The organism is Mesorhizobium sp. 113-1-2 (genome assembly GCF_016756475.1).
Lineage (GTDB): Bacteria > Pseudomonadota > Alphaproteobacteria > Rhizobiales > Rhizobiaceae > Mesorhizobium > Mesorhizobium loti_C.
Genome location: NZ_AP023242.1, coordinates 2732062 through 2750745 on the forward strand (window position 1 = coordinate 2732062; position 18684 = coordinate 2750745).

19 protein-coding genes are annotated in these 18684 nt (G+C 62.1%); 11 read left to right on the forward strand and 8 right to left on the reverse strand.

The genetic code is table 11. The features are described from left to right. The first annotated feature begins 54 nt into the window (after positions 1-54). Both JN279_RS13080 and JN279_RS13085 read left to right on the forward strand, forming a co-directional pair. Positions 55-1161: a CapA family protein gene (locus JN279_RS13080; protein WP_244734553.1), complete on the forward strand. Its 1107-nt coding sequence runs from the start codon at positions 55-57 to the stop codon at positions 1159-1161. Between the two features lie 300 nt (positions 1162-1461). Continuing rightward, the gene (locus JN279_RS13085; RefSeq protein WP_202352953.1) at positions 1462-2412 is read left to right on the forward strand and encodes a DUF3137 domain-containing protein; all 951 of its coding nucleotides are present in this window, start codon (positions 1462-1464) and stop codon (positions 2410-2412) included. Positions 2413-2429: 17 nt separating this feature from the next. Here JN279_RS13085 and JN279_RS13090 read toward each other — a convergent pair whose 3' ends face one another. After that, positions 2430-2924: a YegJ family protein gene (locus tag JN279_RS13090; protein ID WP_202352954.1), complete on the reverse strand. Its 495-nt coding sequence runs from the start codon at positions 2922-2924 to the stop codon at positions 2430-2432. Positions 2925-3362: 438 nt separating this feature from the next. Between JN279_RS13090 and JN279_RS13095 the strand changes: the two genes are divergently transcribed. From JN279_RS13095 to JN279_RS13105, 3 genes are all read left to right on the forward strand, one after another. Continuing rightward, complete coding sequence (locus tag JN279_RS13095; RefSeq protein WP_027047290.1) at positions 3363-3605, forward strand: DUF1344 domain-containing protein; 243 nt, start codon at positions 3363-3365, stop codon at positions 3603-3605. 203 nt (positions 3606-3808) lie between these two features. Then, positions 3809-5431: an FAD-binding oxidoreductase gene (locus JN279_RS13100; protein ID WP_202352955.1), complete on the forward strand. Its 1623-nt coding sequence runs from the start codon at positions 3809-3811 to the stop codon at positions 5429-5431. Between the two features lie 15 nt (positions 5432-5446). Then, positions 5447-6070, forward strand: coding sequence for a hypothetical protein (locus tag JN279_RS13105; RefSeq protein WP_202352956.1), 624 nt, complete (start codon positions 5447-5449; stop codon positions 6068-6070). A 145-nt stretch (positions 6071-6215) separates the two neighbouring features. Here JN279_RS13105 and JN279_RS13110 read toward each other — a convergent pair whose 3' ends face one another. The 3 genes from JN279_RS13110 to JN279_RS13120 all read right to left on the reverse strand — a co-directional run bounded on the left by JN279_RS13110 (position 6216) and on the right by JN279_RS13120 (position 8472). Further along, complete coding sequence (locus JN279_RS13110; protein WP_202352957.1) at positions 6216-6737, reverse strand: hypothetical protein; 522 nt, start codon at positions 6735-6737, stop codon at positions 6216-6218. A 163-nt stretch (positions 6738-6900) separates the two neighbouring features. Then, positions 6901-8031: a hypothetical protein gene (locus JN279_RS13115; RefSeq protein ID WP_202352958.1), complete on the reverse strand. Its 1131-nt coding sequence runs from the start codon at positions 8029-8031 to the stop codon at positions 6901-6903. 6 nt (positions 8032-8037) lie between these two features. Beyond that, a complete protein-coding gene (locus JN279_RS13120; protein WP_202352959.1) occupies positions 8038-8472 on the reverse strand; it encodes a hypothetical protein in 435 nt (144 codons plus the stop codon). A gap of 716 nt (positions 8473-9188) precedes the next feature. Here JN279_RS13120 and JN279_RS13125 point away from each other — a divergent pair. After that, positions 9189-10127, forward strand: coding sequence for a YegS/Rv2252/BmrU family lipid kinase (locus JN279_RS13125; RefSeq protein WP_202353712.1), 939 nt, complete (start codon positions 9189-9191; stop codon positions 10125-10127). Positions 10128-10220: 93 nt separating this feature from the next. On the opposite strand, the gene JN279_RS13130 is transcribed toward JN279_RS13125, so the two are convergent. Genes JN279_RS13130 through JN279_RS13140 form a run of 3 tightly spaced genes read right to left on the reverse strand, consistent with a single transcriptional unit; the run spans position 10221 to position 13962 of the window. After that, on the reverse strand, positions 10221-11138 hold the full coding sequence (locus tag JN279_RS13130; protein ID WP_202352960.1) for an NAD(P)-dependent oxidoreductase: 918 nt from the start codon (positions 11136-11138) through the stop codon (positions 10221-10223). Next, positions 11135-12349: a mandelate racemase/muconate lactonizing enzyme family protein gene (locus JN279_RS13135; RefSeq protein ID WP_202352961.1), complete on the reverse strand. Its 1215-nt coding sequence runs from the start codon at positions 12347-12349 to the stop codon at positions 11135-11137. Before JN279_RS13135 ends, JN279_RS13130 begins: the two co-directional genes overlap by 4 nt. After that, positions 12346-13962 carry a GMC family oxidoreductase gene (locus tag JN279_RS13140; RefSeq protein ID WP_202352962.1) on the reverse strand — a complete coding sequence of 539 codons (1617 nt, stop codon included), beginning with the start codon at positions 13960-13962 and terminating at the stop codon, positions 12346-12348. Before JN279_RS13140 ends, JN279_RS13135 begins: the two co-directional genes overlap by 4 nt. Before the next feature lie 245 nt (positions 13963-14207). Between JN279_RS13140 and JN279_RS13145 the strand changes: the two genes are divergently transcribed. The 4 genes from JN279_RS13145 to JN279_RS13160 all read left to right on the forward strand — a co-directional run bounded on the left by JN279_RS13145 (position 14208) and on the right by JN279_RS13160 (position 17406). Then, entirely contained in the window at positions 14208-15149 is a 942-nt protein-coding gene (locus JN279_RS13145) for a phosphoribosylaminoimidazolesuccinocarboxamide synthase (protein ID WP_202352963.1), read from the forward strand. Positions 15150-15328: 179 nt separating this feature from the next. Then, positions 15329-16546 carry a hypothetical protein gene (locus JN279_RS13150; protein WP_202352964.1) on the forward strand — a complete coding sequence of 406 codons (1218 nt, stop codon included), beginning with the start codon at positions 15329-15331 and terminating at the stop codon, positions 16544-16546. 133 nt (positions 16547-16679) lie between these two features. Next, complete coding sequence (locus JN279_RS13155; protein ID WP_095201826.1) at positions 16680-17075, forward strand: acyl-CoA thioesterase; 396 nt, start codon at positions 16680-16682, stop codon at positions 17073-17075. 82 nt (positions 17076-17157) lie between these two features. Next, positions 17158-17406, forward strand: a complete 249-nt coding sequence (locus JN279_RS13160; protein WP_244734557.1) for a hypothetical protein — start codon at positions 17158-17160, stop codon at positions 17404-17406. A gap of 169 nt (positions 17407-17575) precedes the next feature. On the opposite strand, the gene JN279_RS13165 is transcribed toward JN279_RS13160, so the two are convergent. Next, positions 17576-17944: a winged helix-turn-helix transcriptional regulator gene (locus JN279_RS13165; RefSeq protein WP_183462358.1), complete on the reverse strand. Its 369-nt coding sequence runs from the start codon at positions 17942-17944 to the stop codon at positions 17576-17578. Between the two features lie 92 nt (positions 17945-18036). Here JN279_RS13165 and JN279_RS13170 point away from each other — a divergent pair, with 92 nt between their 5' ends. After that, positions 18037-18642 carry an NADPH-dependent FMN reductase gene (locus JN279_RS13170; RefSeq protein WP_202352965.1) on the forward strand — a complete coding sequence of 202 codons (606 nt, stop codon included), beginning with the start codon at positions 18037-18039 and terminating at the stop codon, positions 18640-18642. Positions 18643-18684 lie beyond the last annotated feature (42 nt).

Below are 18684 nucleotides of genomic sequence, written 5' to 3' on the forward strand. Positions count from 1 at the left end.
GTCGCGCCCGACGGTGTCGATGTGGCCCAGCGGGTCATCGTCGAAGATGTGCGATTGTCGACGGACACGCTTCAACCTGTCCGGCAGACCGTCTACACAAGGCAAACGATTGGGCGTCGCGTGTCGAACTATCCGCTTTCCTACAAACTGTCCTGGCTGCCGCGTTTCCTGAAGCCGTCGCTTGGCGGTGATGGCAACGGGTTTGCGCCGATGGCGGGGACGTTGATGGAGCCCCCACCAAGAGAGACGGTGCGGCTGGCCTTCATCGGCGACATCTCGGCGGTGGCCAACCGCCGGGCGCCGGATTGCGATCCGGCGATCAAGGCACTGCTTGGCACTGCCGATCTGGTGATCGGCAATTGCGAAAGCCCTGTCGTGGACAGGCCGAGCGCGGTGCTCGGCACGAAGCTCGGTACGCATCATGCGATGAGCGAGCGGTTTCTGGCCGAGGCGCTGGCGGCGGCCGGTATCGCGCACGAGAAACTCGTGCTGTCGCTGGCCAACAATCACGTGCTCGACCAGGGCGTCGCCGGTTTCGACGAGACGGTGGCGGCGCTGAAGCGGCTCGGCATCCGCAGCATCGGCCTTGCCGCCGACGGCCCGGTGCAGTCCGTCAAAGTTGGACCGCTCAACGTCGGCTTGGCGGCCTTCACGCTGTGGCGCAATGCGGGTGAAGATTTGTTTGCCGGGCGCGTTTCGATGGCCAGCGATGCAGAGCGCTGGCCGCGCGGCTTCGATCTTCTCTGCGCCGTGCCGCACTGGGACTGGGAGTTCCGCCACTTTCCGCGCGCCAGGACGCGGGCACTGGCGAGGCGCCTGGCCGGGCAGGGCGTTGGGCTGATCGCCGGCCATCACGCCCATGTGGTGCAGCCGATGGAGCGGATCGGCGACGCGATTGTCGCCTATGGACTCGGCGATTTCCTTGGCACCGCCCTTGCCCGGCAGCCATGGCCGGGGCGCATTGGCGGAATTTTCGTTGTCGATGTCAGTGCGGAGGAGGGGGCGCGCGGTGCGATTGCGGCTTACCGGATGCAGCCGTTTGTACGGCTGCGGGACCGTGATCACGAGCGGTTGGTGCCGGTTGAGGGGTTGGACGGTGGGATGAAGGGAAAGGTCGAGCGGCGGTTGGGTGCGATCTTTCCTTCTCCCCTTGTGGGGTGAGAAGCGGCCCGCGTAGCGGACGAAAAGCCAATTGCTTGGCTTTTCGAGCTTCGAACGCCCTGAGCCATGCGAAGGGCCGGGGTGGTCGATCCACCTGCCGGATCCCCGCTGCTTCGCAGCGTCCCGGCGTTCGCTGGCCTTTCATCGTGCCACTGGCACGATGAATTCGCTTCGCGAACCGGCTGCTCACCCCGCAAGGGGAGAAGGAAGAAGCGCCATCCGTCTGGCGCCTCTCCTGCAAAACCCGCTATCATGAACCTGTCAAGGCTTGCGGGGGTGGCGGTGGAAGCAGCGGATTTCATGCCTGATGAGACAGTCATCGCCGGCATCCGGAAGAACATCGAAGCCTATGAGGCGGCGCGGGCTTCGGCGGTGCGGCAGGTGCGCTGGCGGGTGCCGCTGTTCGTCGGGCTGGCGCTGGTGACCGTGGTGGTGATCGCCTGGCTATTCAACAAGGTCGCCGATCCCAACGAGCAATGGTTCTCGACGCCGCATGTGTTCCTCTATGTCATCGGCTTCGCTTCTTCGATCCTGCTCTATTTCCAGGCCATGAAGCCGGCGACGCGGCTGCAGCAATCGTTCCGCGACACACTGCTGCCGATCATCTTCGGCTTCATTAGGGATGTGCGCTACCAGCACGGCGGCAGGCCGAACTCGTTCGACCGGCTGCCGCGCGAGGCGGTCGGGCCTTTCAACCGGCAAACCTTCGACGATGTCGTCTCCGGCGGCTACGAAGGGTTTCCGTTCGAACTCTACGAGGCCGAACTGCGGGAAGGCACCGGCAAGGGCTCATCGACGGCCTTTAAGGGCGTCATCGTCGCCTTCGAGGCCGTCGAGCCGTTCCCGGGGATCCTGGTGGCGACGCGGCGGACCAATGCGGTCGTCGGCTTCTTCCGCGGCCTGTTCGGGTCCAAACTGCAGGAGCTGTCGTCGGGCGAGCCCTTGCTCGACGCAGCCTATGAATTCCGCACCGACAATGTCGAGGCGGCGCGGCCGCTGGTGACCGGCCGGCTGGCGCAGGCGCTGAAATGGCTGGGCGAAACCTGGCCGGACGATCCGGCGCGCGTTGCGCTCAATGGCGGCGACGGTTTCCTGCTGCTGCCGCAGGCGAAGAATTTCTTTGAACTGCCGGAGATTTCGGTACCGCTCGATTACACCAGGCATGTCGCGCCGATGATCTCCGACATGGGCGCCATGCTGGCGACGGCTGCCCTGGTGCGCAAGATCGGGGCAAAGGACGAAGCCAGCTAGTCCGGCCGGGCATACGATCAACAATCGTAAGCGGATTTGGCGCGCATGTAGTCCGCTTCTTCCTTCGACATTCTCTTGAACATGACGCAGACGGTGAAGCTGCCGACTTGCCGCCCGTCGCGTCTGTATCCCCAGTCGGAAATATCGTCCCTGGTGAATTCTATGTTCTGGCCGAGGACGACATTGCGCACTGCTTCTGGCTGGTTTGCCAGTATGCCGACGAAGCCGGTTTCGGTGCGCCGGAACGGGATGACCCAGAAGTGCTCGCTGATATCCCCATCGCGCACCTCGACCTTCAATTTGAACCTGTCCGTCCCCGAGGGCGGCGCTTCGGTCAGGGCCAGGAACTCATCCAAGCTGGCACGCGCCTTCGCAATCGCTACCGCCATCTCGGGATCGTCCTTAGCGAACATAACCGTTGTGTCGTCGTCCGGATCCGTGGCTTGTGCGCCGGCCAATTCCGGAGCAAACGCCAGCATCAGGGACATCATGGTCCGGACTGCAAGCTTCATGGAAAGCCCCTCGTCTTAGTGGTCAGAATGATCCCGCATCCATTTCTATTTTGCAACCACAGCGCGAGTTTTATCCGCTTTGTAATGGCGGTTGAGCTGATCCGTGAAACAAAACTTGTATCAATCGAAGATCAGCAGGCTGTTGCGTGATGCAATCCGGGGCTGATTGTGGCGGCTGCGTGATGGCCGCGACGCGCCCGCCGCAATCGGCTAAACGATTCTTTTCGTGGACGAACGGCGCGCGCCGAGGCAAACAATACGGCTGGAAATCGCGTCAGCTGCAAGCAATGTGTCAGAATTAAGCCTATGATTTCCTTTGCAAAAAGTCACTCAACGTGATTTGCGGGCAGCAGGCTTTCAGGCCCAGTATCGGCTCGTTCGGTGCTGTCGTTGCCCAAAGCGACGGCCCGGAAAGTGAAACAGCACGGAGTGCTATCGATGAAGAAGACCCTCGCAACCACCGCTGCTCTGCTCGCCTTCCTCGGTACGGCCTATGCCGCGTCCGTTCAGGGCACCATCCAGGCGGTCGATCCGACGACCAAGTCGATTACGCTCGACGACGGCAAGATCTACCAGCTGTCGCCGGAAGCGAAGATCGGCAAACTGAAGGTCGGCGCCAAAGTGGCGGTAACCGTCGATGACAAGACCGGCATGGTGACGTCCATCAAGAAGGCTTCCTAGATACGAGCATCATGCGTCGGCAGACCTGCTGACCGTACTTTCAGACCCTGTTCCAGTCTTGGCCGGTTCCTTCGGGGATCGGCCATTTTCATGCTCCTGTTGACTCATCGCCGGGCCACTGAGGTGGCGGAACGCTGCCCCGGCAGCGCCCCTATGGTTTTTGCCAAAGAGCCGCGCTATCCCTTGGCCAACGGGGGATCTGCATGGCTGACGAACAGAAGGGGTTCCGCCTGTCGCGCCGGCTGGTGCTCGGTGCGGCTGTCGTCGGCGGCGCGGTGCTGTGGGGCGGCACCACCATGGCGCGGCTGGCGCGCGGGCCTTCGGGGCCGAAAAATGCCGGCCGTATCTCAGACATCGACGGCATTGCCCTGCCGCTGAAGCCAATCGCCAGTCCGCCGGCCTTCGATCCTTCGCTGCCCTGGTTGGCGAAGGGCGGTGACATCAACGACGCCAGCGGACTATCGCGAACGCCGGTCTATGGCGTCGTCGAGATCAGCGAGGAGGACCATATCGTTAGGGCGTTGGCCTTCGCCCGCGCCAACGGGCTGAAAGTGTCGCTGGCCGCCATCCGCCATTCGATGGGCGGCCATGCCTTCGACGACAATGCGCTGGTGCTCGACCTCAGGAAATTCAACAAGGTGAGCGTCGACACGGCGGCCAAGACCATGACGCTGCAGCCCGGCGCGCGCTGGCACGACATCCAGAACCTGCTGCATCCGCGTTTCGCGGTGAAGGCGATGCAGTCGACCGACATTTTTTCGGTCGGCGGCTCGCTGTCGGTTAATGCCCATGGCATGGACCACCAGGCAGGTTCGGTGGCGGGCTCGATCCGCTCGATGCGGGTGATGCTGGCCGACGGGTCGGTGACGAGCTGCTCGCCAACCGAGAACACCGACCTGTTCCGCCATGTTGTCGGCGGCTATGGCCTGTTCGGCGTGGTGGTGGAGGCGACGCTCGATATCGTCGACAACACCGTTTACCGCACCTCGCGCGAGATCATCAAATCCGACGATTTCCCGAAGTTCTTCGCCGAGGTGCTGGAGCCGAACAAGGATATCGGCCTGTTCTATGGCCATCTGTCGACGGCGCCGGGCAATTTCCTCGAGGACATGATCGTCTATCGCTATGACAAGGTGGCCGAACAGCCGCCGGCCGACCAGCCGGCAATCGGCGAACCGGGCTCGGTCGGGCTGAAGCGGGTGATCATCAACCTGGCGAAATGGGGCAGCCTGTTCCAGGAGCTGAAGTGGTTCACCGAAAAGACGCTGGAGCCGAAATTCGAGAACTGCACGGTGGCGCGCACCACGGCGATGGCCCAGGGTGAGGCCTGCCTCGTCACCCGCAACAACCCGATGCACGATTCGGTGCCGTATCTGTTCAACGACCTGATGGACGAGACCGACATACTGCACGAATATTTTATTCCACGCGCCGCCTATAATCCATTCATCAGCGAAGCGCGCGAGATCCTGCGCAACCATACGCTGCCGGTGCTCAATGCCTCGGTGCGCATCGTCCACAAGGAGGATGTGGCGCTGACCTATGCGCCGGAGCCGGCCTATTCGCTGGTGCTCTACATCAACCAGCCGACCGATGCCGACGGCAACGCGAAAATGCGGGCGCTGACACGGGCGCTGATCGACGTGACGATCAAGCATGGCGGGCGGTTCTTCCTGCCCTACCAGCTGCACTACACGGCCAGGGAATTGCTGGCCTCCTATCCCGAACTGCCGGCCTTCCTGGTGGCGAAACGGCACTATGATCCCACGGAACTGTTTTCCTCGACCTTCTACCGTGCCATCAAGGCGCTGAGCGGGGTTGCGTAGCAGGAGAACAAATCGATGCGGATGCTATCGGCGGCAGCCCTCACACTCATCGCGCTCTGCGCTGGACCGGCTGGGGCCGAGGACCTCAAGGCGTTCAAATTGACGATCGACGGTGTGGCCGTCGATATCGATCCCGGCGAGAGCACAACGGTGACGCTGCCCGGCGGCAAGCAGAGCAAGGTGACGCTGCAACGCAACGACTTCGCCACCTTTTCCGGCGACAGTTTCTCCTTTGTCCATCCGAGCACCATTTCGGTGACCAAGACCGACCTCGGCGAAAACATCACGCAATATCTGATGGCTTCGGCGCTCGGCACGATCGTCGTGGTGCAGGAATACGGGAAGATGAACCCGGTGTCGCTCAACCAGCTGATGCTGCAGGAGATGACCAGGGAATCGGTGCAGGCCGGTGCCGAACTGACGCAGCAGCCGACGACGCGCAAGCTCGCCGACGGCAAGGAATTGACCGGCATCCGCGCCGAGGTGAAGACGCGCACCGAGACCGCGTATTTCGAGATCGTCGGCTACGGCCTTGCCGATCAGGGGCTGTTGTTCATCACGCGCGTCGGTAGCGGGGACCTGGCCACCGAACAGCCGCTGATCGACAAGTTCTGGGAGAAGCTGAAGGTCAAGATGTAGGCGGGCTGGTTGTTTTGACGCAATTCCCAAGGGAAAGCGCTGCGCGCTTTTCCCGCGAAAACCGTTTCACACTTTTCCTGGAATTGCTTTCTTGTTTTGGCGCAATCCCGGACGGAAAACCGCGGACACTTGTCCTGGAATTGCTCTAAAGCCCCGTCGGCACCAGGCCGGTCAGCCAGTTCACCGAACGCTTTGCCGCGTCGGCGGTCGCGGAAGCCGCGCGGCCGAGATCGGTCTTGACCACGGCATAGCCGTTCTTGGTGCGGTAGAGAACGCCGGTGCCGCCATCGACCACCTGTTCATAGGCGACGGGCCGGGCAGCGTCCGCTTCGACGGCCGTCGTCGGCGTGCCGACGGGCACGCTCGGCCGATGGCTCAGTTCCGGAGGCAGTGGGCTTTCCGTCCGCACGATCCTGCTGGCAGGCTTCAGTTCCGGGCGGGATGCGGTGGCGGCCAGTTGCGAGGAGGACGAGGACCCCTTGGCGCGGCAGATGCCGGACACCAGCGGATAGTTGAAATTGCGCTGATGCAGGATCTGGCTCTTCATCGCGGCTTCGCATTCGGCGATGGTCGACCACTTGGCCGGCGTCTCGCCGATATATTCGCACAGCTTTGCGTCACAGTCGCAGCCGACAATGGTCATGGCGACAAGGGCGGTCTTGATCACGGTCTTGTCCCTTCGAGATGCCCCCCGGCAGCCCAGTCAGGTGCATGTCGCCCTTAAGGCAACATGTATCATTCCATCGCGCGCGAACAAGGCGGGATTTGGCCGCGATTGTGGAATGAGCATGGCGGCACGCCTGATCCTGGCCAAGCGTGGCCGAAAGGCATCAATAATCGTAGACGTGTTCGAGTTTTGCGCCCGCTTTCATGAGCGACGGCAGCACCAGATGCAGCTTGCGCACGGCAACGACCATGCCGGTGCGGCGCGTCGAGGTGTCCGCCGGCAGCGGATAGCTGAACAGGATACGCATGCCTTCGGGAACGGCGATCGCGTCGGTCGAGAGCACCGTGACCATGATCTCGTCATTGCCGCCGATCTCGACGAAGGAGACGCCCTTGTCGATCAGCCGCGGGATCATGTCGGTGAACACCTGATAGCGCTTGGTGACGAAGATGGTGCCCTCAGTGCCGTAGTCGCGTTCCAGCAAGGTGTCGGGCTCGTTGCGGGTGGCTTCGCCGACCGGGCCTTTGGCCCAGACATGGATGTCCAGGAAGGCCGGGTCGGAGGTCGCTGTGAGCGCCTTCTTGATCAGGTCGGCATAGCCCTGCTTGATGGTATCGGCGAGGCCGAAGGCGAGCTTGCGTTCGCTGGTGCGCACGGAGCTGTCACCCGGCGCCGGCTGCACCGCAAACAGGCCGGCGCGCTTTTCGGCATAGGGGAACTGGTACCACGGCACCTGGTCGAGAAAGCTTGCGTAGTCGGCCGCCACCCTGGCCCGGTAAATGTCGGCGGCGGTGCGCTTGGCCGATGTCGCCTCGGTGATGCGGCCGACCGTGTTCTCATAAGCCCATTGCAATATGTGCTCGATCGAGTGGCTGGTGCCGATGATGACCAGCATCTGATGGTTGGCGTAGTTGAACTTGTAGGGAGAACTGGCGCGGATCACCGTGGCGTAGTCCTGCCAGAAGCGGCCGACATAGGACCAGTAGGGAAAGCCGCTCGGCTGGTCCTTGGCGACGAAGCCGCCATATTCGCGCGCGGCGTAGACGATCGCCCATTCGGGGTAGGTGAGGAAGGTCGATTCCTCCGGCCTTTGATAGCCGGGGATTTCGGCGCGGACCTTGTCGGCCAGCGCCTTGGGCGGCGCGCCATCGGCGATACCAGGCAGCGGCGTCTTGTCGAGCGACGGCGTGGTCAGGAAGCCATAGCTCAGCCCGACGACCGGGATGAGGATGATGATGACGATCAGCCAGACGATCGTCTTGATGATGCGCTTCAGCCAGCGGAACAGGAACATGGCCGGTCAGGCCGTGGCGAAGTGGTCGTGTATGCGTTTCGACAGCCAGAAGCCGACATAGACGGCGAAGCCGCCGATGACGATGTGCGGCAGGTTGGCGAAGAAGCGGGCGGGGAACTCGATGTCGTTGAGGGAACGGAAGCCGTTGATGAAGATGCCGGCATCGAGGCAGCCGGAGCCGGTGATCAGCCCGAGCACGCCGTCGAACAGATAGATCGAGCCGAACAGCTTGAAATAGAAAACCGCCAGGCGGTGCGAGATGAAGGCGGCGGCCAACGCCCATGCGCCGGAGAAGGCGTGCAGCAGGTCGTCATACCACTGCAATGAGAACAGGCCGAACAGATTGCCGTTGGCATCGTTGAACGCCGGTATGTAACCGATGGCCACGACGCCGAAGAACAGGAAAGCATAGGCAACCGCAAGCTTCTGGATCAACGTCATGAAGTACCCCCCTTCAATTGACGCAAAAACGTTAGCCGATTTTGGCGCCGGTTGCAGCCCCAACCGGAAACACCGTGAAAATTGTGTGGGATGGGCCAAAAGACAGTCGGCGCCGGGATTTCTCCCAGCGCCTCCCTGTCAGATCAGGACACGGTCGCGGCAGCAACTTCCGTAAAGTCGTCGCGCCATGCCGGCCTTGATTTTGACGGTCCTGCCAGTCACCACCCGAGAGCAGCGTCCGTTCGGGACCTCGCCGGTCTCCACCCTTGCGGGCTTTGCCCTGCGGCCATCGAAGGTTTTTGCCGTCCTTCATGGCAGCATCGGTCCGCCGTCGGCGTTGGCACGCTTTCCGCGGCCCCGTAGGTCTCGGCTACCGTCCCTCGAAACAGGCAAGCCTGCTCTCGCTTCGGGCCGTACGGGCCTCAGGAAATCCGCCTTTCACCTTCGCCTTTCGGCTTGGCGATCAGTGGCCGCCTGAGATGGGTTTAACGTACGCCGGGTAAGGGTCTTGGGGAATGGCCCTGGGCCTGTGGATAGCGGGATTATCGGGGACCGTTTGCGAAGAACCCCGGAATTTCGGCCCCGGCTGCCTTAGACAGCCTGCCCCCGCTTTTTGGTGCTCCGACCGACAGCGCCCCTTGCTCCGCCGACGGGCGCGGGCTTCAATGCCGGCAAACGATCGGACATGGATGTCCGGCGCCGGGGAGGGCGAGTATTTGAAGGTCGGGGTGGTTCTCAATCCTATAGCCGGTGGCGGCCGGCTGAAACGGCATTGGCCTGAAGTCGCCGCTTCGCTGAAGAAGCACTTCGGCGAATTCGAGTTGCGCGAGACACAAGCCGAGGGCGACGCCGAACGGCTTGCAATCGACCTCGCGGCCAGTGGCTTCGACCTGGTGATCGCGGCGGGCGGCGACGGCACGGCGAGCGAAGTGGCCGACGGGCTGCTGCAGGCGTCCGAAGAGGGCGGCAAGACGACCGAGCTTGGCCTGCTGCCGTGCGGCACCGGCATCGATTTCGCGCGCGGGCTCGGCCTGCCAAAGGCGGTGGACGCGACCTTGAAGCGGATTGCCACGGCCAAGGGGCGCAAGGTCGATGCCGGCCGCGTCTGCTACATCGACGACCATGGCGCGCTGGCCAGCCGCCACTTCATCAACATCGCCAGCCTTGGCCTGTCGGGCGCCACCGACCGCGCGGTCAATGCCGACAAGCGCAAGGGCAAGATGTCGGCCAAGACGCTGTTCCTGTGGCGCACCGTGGTCGAGTTCATCCGCTACCGCTTTCAGGACGTGCGGATCACCGTCGACGACGGCGCCCCGGTCGAGGCGCGCATGGCGCTGGTGGCGGTGGCCAACGGCAAATTCTTCGGCGGCGGCATGATGATCGCGCCCGACGCCGAATTGACCGACGGGGAGTTCGACATCGTCATCCTGCGCGCGGCAGGCAAGCTGAAGCTGATCTGGGATATCCGCCTGCTTTATGGCGGCCGACACCGCAACCATCCGGCCATCACCATATTGCGCGGCAAGAAAGTGGTTGTCGAACCGCTGGGTGATGTGGAAAAGAACGGCGCCTTGGTCGACATAGATGGTGAGTCGCCCGGGCGCATACCGGCAACCTTCGAGATTCTGCCCGGCGCGCTGACGCTGAGATATTGAATCAAGGCGTTGCCAGATTGATTCAAGTCGTTTCGAAACTGAATCCGGCTATCGATTCAAGTAGATGAAATTGCTTGGTTTTTCGTTCGCCGGTCAGATTTCCAATTTGGCCGGAAAACCAGGCGCGCGCAGGTCGGTGCCGACGGCATCTTCCAGCAATTTGACGATCTGGGTCGACCAGGCGCTGCCGCCGTAGGCCGCCTTGCCCTGTTCGAAAATCGCGTTGACGCGGGATGCCAGCTCCAGCGGCACGCCGAAATCCTTGCCCATGCCCAGCGCAAAACCAAGATCCTTCAGCGCCAGGTCCATGGTGAAGCCGATGTCATAGGAGCCGTTGAGGACGAGCTGGCTTTCGGTCTCGTGGACGAAGCTGTTGCCGGAGGAGGCAACGATGGCGTGGTAGGATTGGGCGAGGTCGAGGCCGCCCTGCTTGGCCAGCATCAACGCCTCGCCGGCGGCGACGAGATGGATGAAGGCCAGCATGTTGGTGATCACCTTGATCACCGCCGCCGAGCCAATCGGCCCCATCAGGAAGGAGCGTGCGCACATCGCCTCGATGGCCGGGCGATGGCGCTCGTAAAGGGCGGCATCGCCGCCGACCAGCGCGGTGATCTTGCCGGCTGCCGCCAGATGCACGCCGCCGGTGACCGGGCACTCCAGCGTCTCGACGCCCTTGGCCGAAGCCAGGGCGGCAAGCCTCACGATCTCGTCGCGGCCATTGGTCGACATCTCGATCCAGGTGCCGCCCTTGGGCAGGCCTTCGAGCAACCCGCCCGACCCGGCAAGCACCGCTTCACTGATCTTGGGCGAGGGCAGGCAGGTTATGGCATTGCCCGCGCGGGTGGCGGCCTCGCCCGGGCTGTTCGCAGCGGTGGCGCCGAGTGCAACGAGACGCTCGACCGCTGCCGGGTCGCGGTCGAACACGGTGACGGCGAAGCCGTTGCGGATCAGGCTGGCGGCAAGGTTGCCGCCGAGATGGCCGAGGCCGATGAAGGCGTAGCGTTCGCTCACGGCATCAACGGTGTCTGCATCATCTGCAGGTGCAAGTCCTTGCCGGTGTAGGGATGCGCATCGCAGACCGCTTCGTTGAGCTCGACGCCCAGGCCCGGTTCCTTCGACGGGATGACATTGCCGTCCTGCCACTCGATCTTCTTCTTCAAGAGCGTGGCGTGGAAACCGTCCCACTGCTTCAGCGATTCCAGGATCAGGAAATTGGGCAGCGTCACCGCCAGCTGGATGTTGGCGGCACCGACGATCGGCCCGCAATAGCAATGCGGCGCGACCTGGATGTGATAGGCCTCGGCCATGGCCGCGATCTTCTTGGTTTCGAGGATGCCGCCGGAGCGGCCGAGGTCCGGCTGCAATATGGTCGCGGCACGGTTCTCGATGACGCGGGCGAATTCGAACTTGGTCGTCAGCCGTTCGCCGGTGGCGATCGGGATCGACGTGCCTCGCGCCACCTGTGCCATCACTTCGGGCATGTCGGGCGGCACCGGCTCCTCGAACCACAGCGGATCGTAAGGTTCGATGGCGCGCGCCAGGCGCAGCGCGCCGGAAGCGGTGAACTGGCCATGCGTGCCGAAGAGAATGTCGGCGCGGGTGCCGACCGCCTCGCGGATCGCCTTGATCATGCGGGTGGAGACGTCGATGTCGATAAGGCGCGGCTGGTGGCCGTCAAAGGCGGTGTAGGGACCGGCCGGGTCGAGCTTGACGGCATTGAACCCCTGCTCGACATATTCGAGCGCGCAGGCGGCCGCCATCTCAGGGTCGTTGTAGACGTTCCTGCCGTCTGGAGCGTCCTCGGAATGGACGCTGCCGGTGTGCGGGTAGAGATAGGTGTAGGAGCGCAGCGCCTCGTGCACCTGGCCGCCGAGCAATTTGTAGACCGGCTTGTTCGCCTCCTTGCCGATAATGTCCCAGCAGGCCATTTCGAGCGCCGAGAAACAGCCCATGCCGGAGACATCGGGACGCTGGGTGAAGCCGGAGGAATAGGCGCGGCGGAAGAAATTCTCGATGTCGTGCGGATCGCGGCCGACGAGATAGCGCTCGGCCATGTCCTCGACCATCTTCGCCGTGACATGGGCGGAGAAGGTGGCGTTGTAGGCCTCGCCGTAGCCGATCACGCCGCCATCGGTGGTCAGCTTGACGAAGATGAAATACTTGCCGCCGATGCCAGGTGGCGGGTTGCCGACAACCCAGGTCTTGACGTCGGTGATCTTCATTTTTGGTCCTCCAGAACCAGTTCAGCGCCCTTCCATCCGGTCATGATGGAGGCTGCATTGGTGTTGCCCGTGATGTTGTCGGGAAAGATCGAGGCGTCGATGACGCGCAAGCCTTCAAGCCCATGCACTTTCAGTCGGGGGTCGACGACGGCGCGCGTGGGATCAGGCCCCATGCGGCAGGTCGAAACCGGGTGATAGACGGTGCCGGAACGTTTCCTGAAATCGGTGATCAGGTCAGCGTCCGATTGGATCGACGGACCGGGCAGGACCTCTTCCCTGATGATCTCGGCCATGGCCGGCATCGAGGCGATCTTGCGCACGAATTTCACCGCCGCCAGCATCTCCTCGACGTCGGCATTGGTGGAATAGGCGTTGGCGGTGATCTTCGGATACTCCAGCGGGTTGCTGGAGCGGATCATGATCTCGCCACGGCTCGACGGGCGGCAGTTGGACAGGCCGATGGAGAAGCCGGGCCACGGGTCGGGCGTCAGGATCGGCCGCTCGCCGCTCTTCGGGATGACGGTCGAGAAGGCCTGGAAATAGAGCTGCATGTTGGGGCGCGAGAACGCCGGGTCGGTGCGGAAGAAGCCGCCGCCATGGTTCATCGACAGCGACAGCGGACCCGAGCGCGTCAATATGTACTGCATGCCGACCAGCAGCTTGCCCCACCAGGGACGCAAGATCTGGTTGAGCGTCGGCACCTTGCCCTTGAAGGTGTAGTTGATGCCGACATGATCCTGCAGATTGGCGCCGACATTCTCGTTGGCATGAACGACAGGGATGCCCAGCCCTTTCAGAAGTGCCGAGGGACCGACGCCCGACAATTGCAGCAGCTGCGGCGAGTTGATCGAGCCGGCGGACAGGATCACTTCGCGGCCGGCCCGCGCCGTCTTCGTCTGGCCGTTCTGCAGATATTCGATGCCGACGGCGCGCTTGCCGTCGAACAGGATGCGGCTGGCCAGCGCGTTGGTCTCGACGCGGACATTGCCGCGCTTCATCGCCGGGCGCAGGAAGGCGCGTGCGGCGGACATGCGGCGGCCGTTCTTGGTCGAGATCTGGTAGGTGCCGACGCCTTCCTGGCCAGCGCCGTTGAAATCGGGATTGAGCGGCAGGCCGGCCTGCTGGCCGGCGGCAAGATAGCGCTTGGTCAGGGGATGGACGGCGTTCGCCGTTTCGCTGATGTGCAGGGGACCGCCGGTGCCGCGCCATTTGTCGGCGCCGGCCTCATTGTCCTCGAGTGCTTTGAAGGCCGGCAGCAGATCGTCGTAGCCCCAGCCGGGATTGCCGGCGGCACGCCAGTCGTCGAAGTCCTCACGCGCACCGCGGATCCACACCATGGCGTTGATCGAGCTCGACCCGCCGAGCAGCTTGCCGCGCGGCCAGTGGTCGACATTGCCGCCAAGGCCGGGATCGGCTTCGGTCTTGTAGTTCCAGTTGACGGCCGGATCGAAGAAGGTCTTGCCGTAGCCAAGCGGCATCTGCACGTAGAAGCGCCGGTCGGTGCCGCCGGCCTCCAGCACCAGCACCGAGAAGCGGCCCGAAGCCGACAGCCTGTCGGCGAGCACCGAGCCGGCCGAGCCGGAGCCGACGATGATGAAGTCATAGATCTGCATGATTGAAATGGGTGGCTCCGGAAAACTGGCCGCAGCCTAGACGCGACGGGTTCGCCGCGTCGCCGGGCCTTCCGGCATGCGTTGTGAAAAATGCGACTGCGATATCAGGTCGAGTTGCGGGGAATACCGACAATCACGCTTGATATGCAGGGGGTCGACAGCTTATGCGAGGGCATTAGTCTTTCCGAAAAGTCTGCAACTTTTCGGAATCATGCTCTGGCCACGCTGCGGAAGGCAGGAAATCAATGCGGACCCTGTCGGATGCCTTCATTCCCGAACTGCCGGGCTATTATAAGGGCAAGGTCCGCGAAAATTACGATCTGGCGGACGGGCGGCGCATCATCATCGCCACCGACCGTCTCAGCGCCTTCGACATCATCCTGACCTCGATCCCGTTCAAGGGCGAGATACTCACCCAGACAGCACGCTACTGGTTCGAGGAAACCGCCGATATCTGCCCAAACCATGTGCTCGAATATCCCGACCCGAATGTCGTCGTCGGCACGAGGCTCGACATCCTGCCGGTCGAGATCGTCGTCCGCGGCTATCTCGCCGGCACCACCAGCACCTCGATCCTGACGCGATACAGGCGCGGCGAGCGCGACATGTACGGCATGCGCCTGCCGGATGGCCTGCGCGATAATGAGAAGCTGGCAGCGCCTGTCATCACGCCGACGAGCAAAGCGGCGGATGGCGCCCATGACGAACCGCTGTCCAAGGCAGAGATCATCGAGCAGGGCCTGCTCACGCAGGCACAGTGGGACACCGTCTCGGACTACGCCTTGCGGCTGTTCGCCCGCGGCCAGGCGCGCGCGGCCGAGCGCGGCCTGATCCTCGCCGACACGAAATACGAATTCGGCACCGACAGGAACGGGACGATCATCCTGGCCGACGAAATCCATACGCCGGACTCCAGCCGGTACTGGATTGCGGCGAGCTACGAACAGGCGCTGGCAAACGGCACGCGACCGGAGAGTTTCGACAAGGATTTCATCCGCTCATGGGTGGCGGCGCGCTGCGATCCCTACAAGGATCCGATCCCCAGGATTCCCGACGAGATCGTCGAACAGGCCTCGCGTATCTATGCGCAGGCTTACGAGGCGATCACGGGCAAGGCATTCGTCCCTGACGTTTCCGGGGATACGGTTCTCGATCGCATCCGCTCGAACCTCGCGCGCTACTTTTGACGTTGCCGCAAGTCCTTTTGCGGAGCGTCTCCCCCATAGCTCCGCACCAAACTCGACAGTCAGTTAACCACGCGTCGTCTCGAAATCGATGCGCATGGGCGTGCCGCTTGGCGGAAACTCTTTTCTAACTGGTCGGCCGACATATTCTCGGAATACCTGAAGAAAATTTGTAAGTGGCGATGCGGTTACAGGAATTTCTATTCGGATTTTTCAAAAGCCTTCTTGTTTCCGGAGGCATACTTTTATTTGTTTGGACGTTGGTCGCCGGCGTGATGTCCGGCGAGGCGTTTATGATCCTCAGTCCGTTTATCATAGGCCCGATGATAGTTGGATTTTGGGTGATTATCGTCCCACTAATTGTCCTCTTGACGTTCGCCACCATCGATCGCTCAAGCGCGGAAGTATTCGGTGCTCTAGCGGTATACCCCGTACTGGTAGCTGCCTTCTTGGGCTTTCGCACAGTTCATTCCTCTCTTGAGAAGGAACGCGTGCAAACCGCTATCGAAGCCGCGCGCGCGGCTCTCGATCCGAAATATCTCCAGCGCAAGATCGACAATCCCATCGGCAGAATCGAAACCTTGGCACTAAAGGGCCAAGACTCGTGCACGACAGGTATTTGCCCGATCGCGCTTGCCGACGGGATGGCTGAGCGCGTTGCAATTCTGGGACCGCCGCCAGGTACCATCCTAGACAATCGCTATGAGGATAACCCACTTAAAACCGAAACTTTATGGGTCGAGGAAACCTATCGTGCGGTGCAAGGGAAGGCTTGCCTTTTGCCGGACAGCAAGCACCAGGTTTATTGGGTGCAGAAGGTCGGCCTGTTTGGAGCTTGCATTGAGAAAAGCGATCGGCAGTTCCCCTTGGAAGATGCCGTCCTTGTTCTGGATGAGAGTACCAGCAATGTGAATCGCCCCAATGGTCTCAGGGGAGGTGACGTCAGTGCCGCCTACCAAATCAAGGGAAAGACCCTGCACGAGATCGCCAGGTGGGAAGCGGGCGCGCTCAGCTGGCATGGTCCAATGGTAGGTGAACGCTTCGAGACGATTGACTTCCTGCGTACCCTGACCGGCTCAAGCCCGAATGGCGTCGGTGAAGCCGCCAAGTTGACGCTGCCGCAACGTATTGATGCGGCATATGGCGGAATTGGCAAGACTCGTATCGATGTGGGCGCCGTTGTTGACTATCTGCAAAGCACACCTGAACAAAATCACCCGAAGACCGAGCTTGATGATGAAAGAGTGAGCCGTTTGAGAGCGCTAGTTATGGAAGGCTGCCCCTTGAAGGCCAAAGAAACGTCGAATAATCCCTACTATATGGCGCAATGCCGGGGATCATATGATAGATTTGTCGATTGGTACTTTGGTTCTGCGACTGCGGGTGCCCTCAAGTTCTGATGTGACTGTTCGGTATGCTTCTCCTCCATCGGAAGCCGAATTCCAAGGGCGACATCATTCTGTTCGGGATGCGTTGACGCATCATATCCATATCGCTACGTGATCGCGGCAGTCGATCTCAGGGATTTCTTGCATGGTGCAATACGCGGATGGACGGCCGATCGGAGATCTGACGCTGCGCACGCTGGCCATGCCTTCGGACGCCAACGCGGCCGGCGATATTTTCGGCGGCTGGGTGATGGCGCAGATGGACCTTGCCTGCGGCATCCGCGCCGCCGAGCGCGCCCGGGGCCGCGTGGTGACGGCGGCGGTCAAGGAGATGTCCTTCGCCAAGCCGATGAAGATCGGCGACACGCTGTGCATCTACACCCATGTCGAACGCGTCGGCCGCACCTCGATGACGCTGAAGGTCGAGGCCTGGGCGCAGCGCTATCTCTCCGACCTGATGGAGAAGGTCACCCACGCCGATTTCGTCATGGTGGCGCTGGACGGCGAGGGCAAACCGAAGGCCGTGCCGGCCGAGGGCTGACGAGCCCGTTCTCGCAATCCCCCGTTCTCTAGGAGCAATTGTAACATCGCCCGTGCGCGGGCGATGCGCTTGCCGACATCCAATGGTTGCCTTCACGCTTGATTCTGCCGGCGTTGGGGGAGAGACAATGCGTCAACACATACTGAACAGCTGGCTCGTGGCAGCCCTTGTCGCATTGGTCTGTCTGCTCGGCGTCACCGCCTATGCCGAAGTCAAAAACGATCTTCCGCACACCACTTGCTTGCAAGACGGCAAGGGTGACCGCAAGCCGGCCGCGACATGCACGACCTGCAGCACGACGTCCTGCGATGGCCTGGCGCCAAAAAGCTGACAGGTTGTCTTTGGTCTGCGCTTAGCGTCGTCAAACCAACGTATGCGCCAGTCTGCTCAGAGCGCCATGAGACAAGCTGCCCGGGTCGCGTTCAGACAATCGTGAACTCGTTTGTCGTTGGCCCAATTCGCTCAACGCAAAACGCTTGACGCCTTGCTACGCAAGGGTTTCAGCCATGCATGCCATCGAATTTTTCGCGAGCCTCCCGCACACGTTGCGTGTTTCTGCGCGCCCATTCGCCGAGCGCGCTGACCGGGATCAACAGTTCGTGACCGAGTTCGGTCAGTTCATAATCGACACGCGGCGGAATGGTGGGAAACACGGTGCGGGTGACGAAACCATCGCGCTCCAGTCCGCGCAAGGTGGTGGTCAGCATCTTCTGCGAGATGCCGCCGACAGCCGCGCGTAGCTCGTTGAAACGCAGCGGTCCGCCGCCAAGCTTGCCGACCACGAGCACGGTCCATTTGTCGCCGACGCGCTGCAGGATTTCCGAAATCGCGCGGCAGTCTTCGGTGTTGTGCGGGTGCCTCAGTAACAAAACGGTGCCTCCTTGCGTCGGCAGTTGACAGTATCTCATATAGCGCCGGTATCTAAACGATACCAGCTTTTTACTGGAATGGAGAGCCCCCCATGTCAAAGCCGAAAATCGCCATCATCGTCGGTTCGACGCGCGCCGCGCGCTTCGCCGATACACCGACCCAATGGATCGCCAAGATCGCCAAGTCGCATGCCGATATCGACGTCGAGGTTGTCGACCTCAGGGACTTCCCGCTGCCCTTCTTCGACGAAGTCGCCTCTTCCGCCTGGGTGCCGTCGACCAACGAAGTGGCGCAGCGCTGGCAGAAGAAGGTTGCCGAATTCGACGGCTTCATCTTCACCGCCGCCGAATACAATCACGGCCCGACGGCCGTGCTGAAGAACGCCATCGACTACGCCGCCAATGAATGGAACAAGAAGCCGGCCGGCTTCGTCGGCTATGGCAGCGTCGGTGGCGCCCGCGCCGTCGAGCAGCTCCGTCTCCATGCCGTCGAACTGCAGATGGCGCCGGTCAAGTCCGCTGTCCACATCGCCTGGGGCGACTTCCTCGCCGTGCGCCAGGGCGAGAAGAAGCTCGAAGACCTCGAGCACCTGAACCAGGCGGCCACCGCGCTGGTCAACGACGTTGCCTGGTGGGCAAAGGCGCTGAAGAAGGCCCGCGATGCCGACGTGCTTGCCGAAGAAGTCAAGGCAGCCTGATCGCCTTTTGAGATTATCCTCCCAAGGGATATGGGGCGGCGC